This is a genomic window from Rhodococcus sp. NPDC127593 (genome assembly GCF_042671975.1).
GTDB lineage: Bacteria > Actinomycetota > Actinomycetes > Mycobacteriales > Mycobacteriaceae > Rhodococcus_F.
Genome location: NZ_JBHXWI010000025.1, coordinates 64,855 through 77,408, shown reverse-complemented (window position 1 = coordinate 77,408; position 12,554 = coordinate 64,855). Strand labels below are relative to the sequence as shown.

8 protein-coding genes are annotated in these 12,554 nt (G+C 67.5%); 5 read left to right on the top strand and 3 right to left on the bottom strand.

The window, feature by feature from the left end:
• Positions 1-10 precede the first annotated feature (10 nt).
• Positions 11-1,123, top strand: coding sequence for an NDMA-dependent alcohol dehydrogenase (locus tag ACFVJ3_RS23535; RefSeq protein ID WP_378454328.1), 1,113 nt, complete (start codon positions 11-13; stop codon positions 1,121-1,123).
• Positions 1,124-1,157: 34 nt separating this feature from the next.
• Here ACFVJ3_RS23535 and ACFVJ3_RS23530 read toward each other — a convergent pair whose 3' ends face one another.
• Both ACFVJ3_RS23530 and ACFVJ3_RS23525 read right to left on the bottom strand, forming a co-directional pair.
• Positions 1,158-2,162: an LLM class flavin-dependent oxidoreductase gene (locus ACFVJ3_RS23530; RefSeq protein ID WP_378454327.1), complete on the bottom strand. Its 1,005-nt coding sequence runs from the start codon at positions 2,160-2,162 to the stop codon at positions 1,158-1,160.
• A gap of 109 nt (positions 2,163-2,271) precedes the next feature.
• Complete coding sequence (locus tag ACFVJ3_RS23525; protein ID WP_378454326.1) at positions 2,272-3,255, bottom strand: LLM class F420-dependent oxidoreductase; 984 nt, start codon at positions 3,253-3,255, stop codon at positions 2,272-2,274.
• 199 nt (positions 3,256-3,454) lie between these two features.
• Here ACFVJ3_RS23525 and ACFVJ3_RS23520 point away from each other — a divergent pair, with 199 nt between their 5' ends.
• From ACFVJ3_RS23520 to ACFVJ3_RS23510, 3 genes are all read left to right on the top strand, one after another.
• Complete coding sequence (locus ACFVJ3_RS23520; protein WP_378454325.1) at positions 3,455-7,981, top strand: amino acid adenylation domain-containing protein; 4,527 nt, start codon at positions 3,455-3,457, stop codon at positions 7,979-7,981.
• Positions 7,982-8,013: 32 nt separating this feature from the next.
• Positions 8,014-8,790 (top strand): RsiV family protein, encoded by a 777-nt coding sequence (locus tag ACFVJ3_RS23515; RefSeq protein WP_378454324.1) that lies wholly within the window; start codon positions 8,014-8,016, stop codon positions 8,788-8,790.
• 155 nt (positions 8,791-8,945) lie between these two features.
• Positions 8,946-10,568 carry a flavin-containing monooxygenase gene (locus tag ACFVJ3_RS23510; RefSeq protein ID WP_378454392.1) on the top strand — a complete coding sequence of 541 codons (1,623 nt, stop codon included), beginning with the start codon at positions 8,946-8,948 and terminating at the stop codon, positions 10,566-10,568.
• Positions 10,569-10,641: 73 nt separating this feature from the next.
• Here ACFVJ3_RS23510 and ACFVJ3_RS23505 read toward each other — a convergent pair whose 3' ends face one another.
• Complete coding sequence (locus ACFVJ3_RS23505) at positions 10,642-11,148, bottom strand: hypothetical protein (protein ID WP_378454323.1); 507 nt, start codon at positions 11,146-11,148, stop codon at positions 10,642-10,644.
• Positions 11,149-11,374: 226 nt separating this feature from the next.
• On the opposite strand from ACFVJ3_RS23505, the gene ACFVJ3_RS23500 reads away from it, so the two are divergent.
• Positions 11,375-12,535, top strand: a complete 1,161-nt coding sequence (locus tag ACFVJ3_RS23500; RefSeq protein WP_378454322.1) for a Rieske 2Fe-2S domain-containing protein — start codon at positions 11,375-11,377, stop codon at positions 12,533-12,535.
• The last annotated feature ends 19 nt before the right edge of the window (positions 12,536-12,554 follow it).

The following is a 12,554-nucleotide window of genomic DNA, read 5'->3' as shown; positions in this document are numbered from 1 at the left end:
AGGAGAAGACATGAAGACCAAAGCAGCGGTTCTGTTCGAAACGCACAAGCCGTTCGAGATCGTGGAACTCGAGCTGGACGGTCCGGGTCCCGGAGAAGTGCTCATCAAGTATGTCGCGGCAGGCCTGTGCCATTCGGACCTGCACCTGACCGACGGCGATCTGCCGCCGCGGTTCCCGATCGTCGGCGGGCACGAAGGTTCCGGCATCATCGAGGAAGTCGGCCCCGGTGTCACCAAGGTGAAGCCCGGCGACCACGTGGTCTGCAGCTTCATCCCGAACTGCGGCACGTGTCGCTACTGCGCCACCGGCCGCCAGAACCTGTGTGACATGGGCGCCACCATCCTCGAGGGCTCGATGCCCGACGGCTCGTTCCGGTTCCACTCGGACAAGGAGGATTTCGGTGCCATGTGCATGCTCGGCACGTTCGCGGAGCGCGCCACGATCTCGCAGCACTCGGTGGTGAAGGTGGACGACTGGCTCCCGCTGGAGACCGCCGTCCTCGTCGGCTGCGGTGTGCCGTCCGGTTGGGGCACCGCGGTGTACGCCGGCGGAGTTCGCGCCGGTGACACCGTCGTCATCTACGGCATCGGCGGACTCGGCATCAACGCCGTGCAGGGCGCGGTCAGCTCCGGCGCCAAGTACGTCGTGGTGGTGGATCCGGTGGCGATGAAGCGGGAGGCCGCGCTGAAGTTCGGCGCCAGCCACGCGTTCGCGGACGCCGCGACCGCGGCGGAGAAGGTCAACGAACTGACCTGGGGTCAGGGCGCCGATCAGGCCCTCATCCTGGTGGGCACCGTCGACGAGGAGGTGGTGCAGAACGCGACCGCCGTCATCGGCAAGGGCGGCACCGTCGTCATCACCGGGCTCGCCGACCCTGCCAAGCTCACGGTGCACATCTCGGGAACCGACCTGACCCTGAACCAGAAGACGATCAAGGGTTCGCTGTTCGGCTCGGCCAACCCGCAGTACGACATCGTCCGCCTGCTGCGCCTGTACGACGCGGGCCAGCTCAAGCTCGACGAGCTGATCACCACCAAGTACACGCTCGAGCAGGTGAACGAGGGCTACCAGGATCTGCGGGACGGAAAGAACCTGCGTGGCGTGATCGTCCACCAGCAGTAGGCGGCTTCGCCGCCCGTGCGCCTTTCTGGTTGTGCTAGCTACCAGAAAGGCGCACGGGCGCTCCGCGCCACACATCGGCGAGCAGGTCGTACGTCTTCAGCCAGGACTCGGTGTTCTCGGCATGGGAGGCGACGATCAGCTCGTCGGCCTGCGCGTGCTCGGCGAACTCGTCGAGGTACGTCTTGACCTCGGTGGGGGTGCCGACGGCCGAGTAGCGCACCATCTGCGCGACCTGCTGACCCGCCGGGGACGTCATGATGAGGTCGACCTCGTCGGGGGTGAATTTCTGCCCGCGACCGACCATCTGCACCACCCGCCGCCGCAGGGACGCTTCGAACTGTCGATGCGCGTCCTCGGTGGTGTCCGCGGCGATGGCGTTGACGCCGGCGATCACGTACGGCTCGGACAGGTCCTCGGACGGCTCGAACCGCTCCCGGTACAGCGTGACGGCGTCGACGAGCGAGTCGGGGGAGAAGTGGGACGCGTTGGCGTACGGGAGGCCGAGCTTCGCGGCGAGCTGCGCGCCGAACAGTGAGGACCCGAGGATGTAGAGGGGAACGTTCGTGCCCTTGCCGGGGATCGCGTCGACGCCGGGAACCCGTGACACACCGCGGAGGTATGCCTGGAGTTCCAGGACATCCTGCGGGAACCGGTCCGCGGACGCCGGGTCGCGGCGCAGCGCGTACATCGTCTTCTGGTCGCTGCCGGGGGCGCGTCCGAGTCCGAGGTCGATGCGACCGGGGTGCAGCGTTGCGAGGGTGCCGAACTGCTCGGCGATCGTCAGCGGCGCGTGGTTGGGCAGCATGATGCCGCCGGCGCCGAGCCGGATGTTCTCGGTGTGCGCGGCGACGTGCGCGATGAGGACGCTCGTCGCGGACGAGCCGATCGACGGCATGTTGTGGTGCTCCGCGTACCAGATGCGGCGGTACCCGCGGGTCTCCGCGAGTTGCGCGAGCTTCACGCTCGCATCGAAACTGTCCCGCGCCGTGTCGCCCTCGCGGATGTAAGCCAGATCCAGAATCGACAGAACAGCGCTCACCGGATTCGTCACCTTTCGTCACCAAAAACAGGCGCGAGAGGTTAGCCTCGCGCACTACCTCTGGGTGTAACCGCAGAGGTAGTGCGCGTATTCCGGCCTGCCGGAACGGTCAGGCGTCGACCAAGGGACGCAGCGTGCGCCCGGTGAGTTCGACGATGCCGGGTTCGTGCCCGTTGGCGACGAGATTGAGGACGATGCCGTCGATTCCCGCGTCGAGGACACGGGTCTTCAGCTGCTCGGCCACCTCGTCGGGGGCACCGCAGAACTGCCGGTCGGTGGCGGCGGCGCGTTCCTCGTCCGACGCCTTCGACAGGTCGACGCCCCGCGTGAGCAGGAAGTCGTGCTGGAGCTGCCGGGCGCGGTCGCCGTCCTCGTCGATGATGACGAAGGCCAGGTAGCTGGTTTCCAGCGTGGACCGGTCGCGACCGATCTCCGAGCACCGGGCATCGAGGGCCTCGAGCTTGCGCGGCAGTTCACCGGCATTGCAGATGATGTTCAGATGGTCCGCGAACCGGGCGGCGAGACCGAACGTCTTCTTCTCACCACCACCGCCGAGCATGATCGGCAGGTTGTCGCGGATCCGCGGCTCGTTGATCGCGTTCTCGACGTGATACCACTTGCCGTCGAATGTCGGACGTTCGCCGTGCAGCATCGGCGCGATGATCTGCAGCGCCTCGTCGAGTCGTTCGAATCGGTCGGTGAACGTGCCGAACTCGTAGCCGTACTGGTTGTGCTCGAGTTCGAACCAGCCGGCGCCGATGCCGAGGACGGCGCGTCCGCCACTGGCGACGTCCAAGGTGGTCACCGACTTGGCGAGCATCGGCGGGTTGCGGTAGGTGTTGCCGGTGACCAGCGCGGACAGCTGGATGTTGTCGGTGGCCGTGGCGAGGGCGCCGAGGGCGGTGTATGCCTCGAGCATCGGTTCGTCGGGCGCGCCGAGGCCCGGCAGCTGATAGAAGTGGTCCATCACGAATGCGGTGTCGAAACCCGCGGATTCGGCCTCACGGGCCTGCGCGATAACGGTCGGGAACAGGTCCGCGACGGGGGTGGAGTAACTGAAATTCGGCATCTGGTATCCAAGGCGAATAGTCACCCGTTCGACGCTACTCGGATGGCGGCCCGGGCACCTCTCATAATTCGAGGGTAGGCAGATGCGCACCCTGGGGTGCCTGGTGGAGGCGGTGCGGGTCGACGAGGCTGATGGTGGGTGCCGTATACGGCGCCGATCCGATATCCGCGACGACTCTGCACAGTGGGGTGATGGAGTGCAGAGCACAGCCCGAGGGGGGACGATGAACTTCGATTTCGATTCGCAGCAGTCCGGCGGCACGGCGTGCGCCTGCCCGGACAGGCCCACGTATATGCGGCCTGAAGTCGCCATCGTGGAACGCCCGCTGGGGCACCCGACGCGATCGACCGTGGGCGCCTTTCCGCTGACCGCGGCACAACGATCCATCTGGTTCGCGCAACAGCTCACGCCGGAGATCCCGTACGTCATCGCCCACTACGTCGATCTGCACGGTCCGGTCGAACTTGCCGTTCTGTGTGACGCCACCCGTCGCGCGAATCTCGAATTCGGCTGGGGAGCGGTGCGCCTGGTGGACATCGACGGACAGCCGCATCAGATCGTGGACCCGACCGTCGACGAGCGGGTACCCACCACCGACCTTCGCGGCGAGGACGATCCCGTCGACGCTGCCCACCGCTGGATGCGGAACGACCGGAGCGCACGCACCGACATGTACGACGGACCGCTCCTCGTCTCGCACATTCTGCAGCTGGGCGACGATCACTACTACTGGTACTCCCGCGCCCACCACATCGTGTCGGACGGGTACGCCGCGATGATGCTGATGAGCCGCACGGCCGAACTGTATGTCGCTGCCCTCGAGGGCAGGGAACCGCCGGACAGCCGGATCGTGGGACCGGAACGTCTCGTGCGGGAAGACGCGACCTACCGTGCCTCCACCCGGTTCGCCCAGGACCGCGACTACTGGCGCGGGCAGGGCAGCGACCTGGCTTCGGTCCCCAGCCTCAGCGGTCGCACGGCGCGACCGGACACCGACGCCCGGACGGCGACCGGGCACACGAGTCCGAGCGGGAGCTCACGGAATTCGACGGCCGTGACGATCGCCGCCTTCGCCTCCTATCTCGCCAGGATGACCGGCGTCGACGACGTGGTCCTGTCGCTGCCGGTGTCGGCGAGGACGACGGCCCGGCTCAGGTATTCGGGCGGTTCGGTCTCCAATGTGATCCCGTTGCGGCTGAAGGGAATCGGCTCTGCCACCGTCCGTCACGCGGTCGGAACCGCCGAGACGGCGTTGACGGCGGCACTGCGTCATCAACGCTACCGCCGCGAAGACATCGGCCGGGACCTCGGCACGGGCGGTGTCGAACTCCTGCATTTCGGTCCGGTGGTCAACGTCATGATGTTCACGAAGGAGATCACGCTGGGCGCCGTGAACGGGACGGTCCGGGTACTCACCACCGGTCCCGTCGCCGACCTCGCCGTCAACATCTATCCCGGGGCCGAGGGCAGTGCCGCCCGGATCGATTTCGAGGGAAATCCGGCACTGTACGACCACGCCGAACTGACCGGACATCACGCGCGTTTCCTCGCCTACCTCGACAGGTTCACCGCATCGATCGAGTCGGAACGACCGGTCGCCGACCTCGACGTCTTCCTCGCCGGCGAACGCGAAGAATTCGCTCCCGCGCAGGGACTTCCGGATGCCGACCCGATCACACTCGACCGTCTCCTCGCGGGGACCGTCGCGGACCACCCGGAGGCGATCGCGATCCGCGACCGCGGGCGTGAACTGTCCTACGGCGACCTGGACCGGCTCGCCGGGCGGCTCGCCCGGCTCCTGACCGGCCGGGGCATCGGACCCGAGAGCATCGTCGCGGTCTCCATCCCGCGGTCGATGGAGTCGGTGCTGGCGTTGTGGGCGGTCGCGAAGGCCGGCGCGGCCTACGTTCCGATCGATCCCTCGCACCCGAGCGCTCGCATCGCGTACACCCTGGACGATTGCGGCGCGACGGTCGGGCTGACCGTCCGCTCGGAGCGCGCCCGACTGCCCGGCACCGTCGCATGGCTCACCACAGATATCGACGACCTCGAAAATCTCTGTGAGGAAACCCTCCCCGATGCGGAACGGACCCGTCCGCTGCTCGTGGACCATCCCGCGTATCTGATCTACACGTCCGGGTCGACGGGAGCGCCGAAGGGCGTCGTCGTCACCCATCGCGGCCTCGCCAACCTCGCGCAGGAGATTCGGGACAAGTACGCGGTGTCCGCGCGTTCTCGTGTCCTGCATTTCGCCTCGCCGAGCTTCGACACCGCGCTCGTCGAAGTGCTCGCGGCCTGTGTCGGCGGCGCGACGCTCGTCGTGACCCCGCCCGGAGTGTTCGGCGGCGAGGAACTGTCACGACTGTTGCGCGAGGAACACGTCACCCACCTCCTGACGACGCCGTCCGCCCTGGCCGCCATCGACTCCTGCGCGACGGACGAACTGGAGTTGGTGCTGGTCGGCGGGGAGGTGTGTCCGCAGGAGCTGGCGCGGCGGTGGGCCGGCGGCCGGACCATGCGGAACGCGTACGGTCCGACCGAGACGACGTGCAGCGTCACTCTCACGGATCCGGTGTCACCCGACGAGCGGATGACGATCGGCTCGCTCATGCGCGGCGTGGACGCGGTGGTTCTGGATCACCGCCTACGTCCGCTTCCGCCCGGCGCTGTCGGTGAGCTCTACCTCGCCACCCCGGCAGTCGCCCGTGGCTACCATCGGCGGCACGGGCTGACCGCTGCCCGGTTCGTCGCCGACCCGTTCGGCCGCAGTGGATCCCGGATGTTCCGCACCGGGGACGTGGTGCGGTGGACGGCGGCAGGAACGCTCGAGTTCCTGGACAGGGCGGACGACCAGATCAAGATCCGAGGATTCCGTGTCGAGCTGGGCGAGATCAACGCCACGCTGAACACGCATCCGGGCGTCGCCTTCGCCGCGACGGTGGTGCAACGGAATTCGGCAGGCGATCCGAACCTGGTGTCCTACATCATGGCCGAGGGGGACGCGTCGATCGATCGCGAGACGTTGAAGGCGCACCTGGCACGGTTCCTGCCGGACTACATGGTTCCGAAATCGATCATGCTCGTGAACTCGATCCCGTTGACACCGACGGGAAAGCTCGACCGGGCGGCTCTTCCGCTGCCGGAGTTCGGCTCGGATTCGGTGCCCCATCGTGACCCCGAGACCCCGGCCGAGCGCCGCGTCGCGCGGGTGTTCGCCCAGGTACTCGGTGTGGATTCGGTCGGCGCCGACGATTCCTTCTTCGATCTCAGCGGCGATTCGCTGTCGGCTATCCGGGTGGTCGCGACGATCAACGCCGAGCTGGGCACCACGTTGGGCGTGCGTGAGCTCTTCGATGCACCGACGGTCGCGGCACTCGCACGGACGATCGCGGAGGCCGGCGCACACCCGCAGAACGCGGGGCGCCCGCGCGGACCGGAGTTGGGCGCCGCACCGCTGCCGGACCTCGTGCCGCTGTCCCCGTCGCAGTACTTCATCGACCGCACCGTCGTGGAACCCGCTCTCCACAACATCCCCTTCACGGTGCGAGTACGCGGCGGATTCGACGTCGACGCCCTGCGTTCGGCGATGGCGGACGTCCTGGGCAGGCACCGCTCACTGCGGACGGTGTTTCCCGACTCGCCGTCGGGGCCGTACCAGCATGTGCTCGACGTGGCGGAGGCGTTGCCCGACCTGACGCCGGTGGAGACCGGCGCCGCGGACATGGCGGCGCAGACGTCGGAGTTGCTGTCCGCGGGATTCGACGTGCGCCGCGAGCCTCCGCTGCGCGCCCGGCTGTTCCGGCTCGGCGACGGCGACCACCTTCTGGCCTGCGTCCTCCACCACATCGCCGCCGACGGCTGGTCGCTCGCACCCTTGGCACGAGATCTCGCCGACTCCTACCGTTCCCGGGCGACGGGCAGTGAGCCCACGTGGGAGCCGCCGATCGTGCACTACGCCGATTACACGGTGTGGCGTCGGGCACTGCTCGGGGACGAGAACGACCCGGACAGTGTCGCGTCCCAGCAGATCGCCCACTGGACGAAGGAACTGTCGGGACTTCGGGGGGAGCTCGCGCTGCCCACCGATCGTCCCCGGCCGCGCCGGTGGACCTATCGAGCGGGACGACTTCCGTTCTCCCTCGACGAGCATGCGCATCGAGGCCTACTGGCCACCGCGCACGAGCACCACGCCAGCCTGTTCACGGCGCTCAGGTCGGCAGTGGCGGTACTGCTCGCCCGCGTCAGCGGCGATCCCGACATCGCGATCGGAACGCCGATCGCGGGTCGGGGAGACCCCGCGCTCGACGACGTGGTGGGAATGTTCGTCAACACGCTGGTTCTGCGCACCCGGGTCGACCCGACGATGACGCTGTGCGACATCGTCGATCGATCGCGCGGCGTGGAGCTTCGGGCTCTGGCGAATGCCGACGTGCAGTTCGAGCGGCTCGTCCAGGTGCTCGACCCGCCGAGGTCGCCGTCCCTGCATCCGCTGTTCCAGGTTGCGCTGTCGCTGAACAACTTCGCTCCCGCAGCCCTGAACGTGTCCGGGCTCGACTTCGAGGTCACACCCCGTCCACTCGACATCGCCAAATGCGATCTGCACTTCCACTTCACCGAACGTCACGACGTCGACGGGAGGCCCGACGGAATCGATGCCGAACTGGTGTATTCCGCCGATCTCTACGACGCGTCCACCGCAGAGGGTTTCGTCGACACGCTGCACACCATCGTCGACCCGATCGGTAGGTGACCCGGGCGAATCGACGTGGTAGAGATAGCTTCATGAGCGGCATCCGGAGATCTGGTCGGGCAGTGGCGCTCGTCGCGGTCGTCCTCGCCCTGGCCGCCTGTTCCGACCAGGCGGGCACCGCGGTGAGCGAGCCGTCGACAACGACGACCGCGTCTGCCGCGGACACGCCCACCACCGAGGCGACCACGTCGGCGAGCCTGCCCTACAACGAGACCGAACTGCAGGTCACGGGTTCCACCGGCCGCGTCCGCTACGACGTGCTCATCCCGCAGATCGAGGGCGGAAATCCGGCCGTCACCGGCGAGTTCAACGAATCGATGCGCGCCGCACTCCAGGACCAGATCGACGGCTGGGGCACCGACGCCTTCACGCTGAGCAGCCAGGAGCACAGCGTCGCGCACATCGGCGAGCACGTGATCAGCGGGCTGCTGGTGACGTCGTGGAACGCCGATCCACCCGGTGCGCATCCCACACCGATCGTCGCGACGGTGGTGGTGAATGCCGACACGGCCACGCCGATCACGCTCGGCGATCTCTTCCCCGACCTCCCGGCCGGACTGCAGGCGCTGTCGGACGAATCCGCGCGCCTGCTCCCCGCGACGGTCGCCGGACCGGACTTCGAGCGCAGCGGCATCGAGCCGACCGAGGCGAACTTCGCGAACTGGCTGGCCACCCCGGCAGGCATGGAGATCCATTTCAACGACTACCAGGTGGGACCGCACGCCGTCGGGCTCGTCACCGTCACCGTGCCGTGGGACGCCCTGGCCGACGTGATCGACCCCGCCCTGGCTCCCGTCGTGTCGAGTTAGACGCTGCCCGACCGCTCACCGGGAACGAACCTGTGGCTGCCCCGGTGCCGCGACCTACCGTCCCAGACAGGCCTTTGCTGCCGAATGTGTCTGTCGAATGGGAGAGGAGCGCGCCCGTGAGTGCACGCACCGAAGTTGATGCTCGTGCGAATCGGATCGGCGACGTGGACGCGGTTGTCGTCGGCGCGGGATTCGCGGGTCTGTACGCCGTCCACAGGTTGCGGAGCCTGGGTCTGACCGTCCAGGGTGTGGAGGCGGCGGGAGGCGTCGGCGGAACGTGGTTCTGGAACCGCTATCCCGGCGCCCGGTGCGACGTGGAGAGCGTCGACTATTCGTACTCGTTCTCGCGGGAACTCGAGCAGGAGTGGGATTGGAGCGAGAAGTACGCCACCCAGCCCGAGATCCTGGCGTACATCAATCACGTCGCGGACCGGTTCGGCCTCCGTGACCGTTTCCTGTTCGGTACCCGCGTGACCTCCGCGGAACTGGACGAGGAGTCGCTGCGGTGGGAGGTGCGCACCGACCGCGGCGACGTCCTGTCCGCCCGGTACTGCATCTTCGCGACCGGCGCGCTGTCCACCGCGAACATGCCGAACATCGCGGGCCGCGAATCGTTCACCGGCGACACGCATCACACGGGTCAGTGGCCGCACGAGGGTGTCGACTTCACCGGCAGGCGGGTCGGGATCATCGGTACCGGTTCCTCCGGTATTCAGTCGATTCCCCTCATCGCCGAGCAGGCCGAACACCTGTACGTGTTCCAGCGCAGTGCCAACTACAGCGTCCCGGCGGGTAACCAGACATGGGACGACGAGATGCGGCGAGCGATCAAGGCCGGATACGACGAGCGCCGGAGGCTGTCCCGGGAGAGCGGTGGCGGCTCGCCGTACAACGCGCACCCGAAGTCCGCGCTGGAGGTCTCCGACGAGGAACGTCGCGATGCCTACGAGACGCGATGGAAGCTCGGCGGGGTGCTGTTCGCGAAAACCTTTCCGGATCAGACGAAGACCGAGGCCGCGAACGCGACGGCACGCGAGTTCGCGGAGGAGAAGATCCGCCTGCTCGTCGACGACCCCGCCGTCGCGGACAAGCTGATCCCGAACGATCACCCCATCGGGACCAAGCGGATCGTCACCGACACCCACTATTTCGAAACGTACAACCGTCTGAACGTCACCCTGGTGGATCTGAAGGCGGCGCCGATCGAGTCGATCACCCCGTCGGGTGTCACCACCACCGACGCCGACTTCGCCCTCGACACGCTGGTGTTCGCCACCGGATTCGACGCCATGACCGGCGCCCTCGACCGAATGCGGATCGTCGGGCGCGGCGGTGTGCCGCTGTCCGAGTGCTGGAGTGAGGGTCCGAAAACCTATCTCGGTCTTGGTGTTCCGGGGTTCCCGAACCTGTTCGTCGTGACGGGGCCGGGAAGCCCGTCGGTGCTGGCGAACATGGTGCTCGGCGCCGAGCAGCACGTCGACTGGATCGCGGACTGCATCGAGCACCTGTGGGAGAAGGACTACGACGCGATCGAGGCGTCCGTCCCCGCCACCGAGCAGTGGGTGGAGCACTGCCGCGAGCTCGCCGCGCAGACCCTGTTCCCGTTGGCGAACTCCTGGTACATGGGCGCGAACATCCCGGGCAAGCCCCGCGTGTTCATGCCGTACCTCGGGGGCTTCGGCGCGTACGGGCGGATCTGCGCGGACGTCGCGGAGGAGGGGTTCCGCGGTTTCGAGTTCAGCCGGTCCCGGGCGAGGCTGGCCGACCCGGTGGGATAGTTTCACGGACATTGGTCAGCCGCGCAGGCAATTGCCTGCGCGGCTGACTAATTCGTGGGAGAACGAGTCGAGATCAGTCGGGCAGCGCGTACGTGGCCCACGCTCGGGCGAGCACGTCACCGCCCCGCGCGCAGGTGACGGTGACGTCCGCCATGCGTGCGCCGTCCTGGACGTACGTCTGCTGCAGCGACGCGGAGAACGCCGCACCGGACGGCACGGCCCGCCGGACGCGGGTACGGAACCTGCGGAGAGTGCCGGGAAACTGCTCGGCGCAGTAGCGCTCGAGCAGGTCTGCCGACTGATCGTCGGGCGTCGGGGTTCCGGTGAAGCTGTTCGTCCAGAACTCGAAGACCAGCTGCTCGTCGCGGTTGCGGAGGCGGACGAGGAGGTCGTGGTCGCCGACCCTCCGGACGTGCGCGGACAGGGCGTCGTCCGACGTCCGGTGCGGTCGCAGCAGGAGGAAGTCCTGCTCGACGGCCGCCCCCGGCTCGGGTGCGACGACCACCCCGCTCGGGACGGCGTCGGCGCAGAGCCGGCGAATCTCTGCCGTGTACAGCTGCGAAGAGATGAGTGCGGCCATCGTTCCTCCCAATTTCCGGGTATGTGATCCGCACGGTAGTCGCCGCGGCCTGTGAACGGGGGGTGTGGTCCCTGTGATCGGGACGCGGAAGTTCCGCCGCGATGGGTGGATGCGAAAGCCTCTCGCTGAGTGGGAGAGTCGGGTACCGCAGCCGACCGCGAGCGCCGACTATGAGCTACACCACACCCCGAGGGTGTTCTTGACGTACAGCGAGGCGGAGGTAGACATGGCGCGCAACAGTGCCGTTGACGGCGACGAAGTCCGGATGATCGAAGTGGGGTCGGCACCAACGCGTTTCGCGCGCGGGTGGCATTGCCTGGGTCTGGCGAAGACCTTCAGGGACGGCGCCCCGCATCAGATCGATGCGTTCGGCACGTCGCTGGTGGTGTTCGAGACGTCCGACGGGACCCTCAGCGTGCTCGACGCCTACTGCCGCCACATGGGTGGCAACCTGGCGCACGGCACCGTGAAGGGCGACTCCATCGCCTGCCCGTTCCACGACTGGCGCTGGGGCGGCAACGGCAAGTGCACGGGAATCCCGTATGCCCGGCGTGTCCCGCCGCTGGCGCGGACCCGGGGCTGGACGACCATCGAGCGCAACGGGCAGCTCTACGTCTGGAACGACCCGCAGGGCAACCCGCCGCCCGCCGACGTGACGATCCCCGAGATCGAGGGGTTCGGTTCTTCGGAATGGACCGACTGGACTTGGAATTCGCTGCTCGTCGAGGGTTCGCACTGCCGCGAGATCGTCGACAACGTGGTCGACATGGCGCACTTCTACTACGTCCACTTCTCGTTCCCGCGCTACTTCAAGAACGTCTTCGAAGGGCACGTCGCCACCCAGTACATGCAGTCGACGCCCCGCCACGACATCTCGGTGGGCACCAGCTACGACGACCCCAATTCGACGCTGCGCTCGGACGCGTCGTACTTCGGCCCGTCCTACATGATCGACAAGCTGTGGAGCGAAGCGAACGGCATGATGATCGAGACGGTGCTGATCAACTGCCACTACCCGGTCACCGCCGATTCGTTCGTCCTGCAGTGGGGCGCCATGGTGAAGAAGCCCGAGGGGCTGTCCGACGAGGTGGCGAACGGCATGGCGGCGCAGTTCGCCGAGGGCGTGGAACTCGGGTTCAAGCAGGACGTCGACATCTGGCTGAACAAGTCGCGCATCGACAACCCGCTGCTGTCGGAGGAGGACGGGCCGGTGTACCAGCTGCGTCGCTGGTACCAGCAGTTCTACGTGGACGTCGAGGACATCACCGACGACATGACCAAGCGCTTCGAATTCGAGATCGACACCACCAGGGCGGTGCAGAGCTGGGAGGCCGAGGTTGCCGACAACCTCGCCAACGGCGTCGTGCCGCTCGACACCAACGCCTGAGCCCGCTCGCAGAAGAAGG

Bases quoted from the DNA above. Each gene is read 5' to 3' on its own strand.
- ACFVJ3_RS23500 (WP_378454322.1), top strand. From the start codon at position 11,375: ATGGCGCGCAACAGTGCCGTTGACGGCGACGAAGTCCGGATGATCGAA.
- ACFVJ3_RS23515 (WP_378454324.1), top strand. From the start codon at position 8,014: ATGAGCGGCATCCGGAGATCTGGTCGGGCAGTGGCGCTCGTCGCGGTC.
- ACFVJ3_RS23520 (WP_378454325.1), top strand. From the start codon at position 3,455: ATGAACTTCGATTTCGATTCGCAGCAGTCCGGCGGCACGGCGTGCGCC.
- ACFVJ3_RS23505 (WP_378454323.1), bottom strand. From the start codon at position 11,148: ATGGCCGCACTCATCTCTTCGCAGCTGTACACGGCAGAGATTCGCCGG.
- ACFVJ3_RS23535 (WP_378454328.1), top strand. From the start codon at position 11: ATGAAGACCAAAGCAGCGGTTCTGTTCGAAACGCACAAGCCGTTCGAG.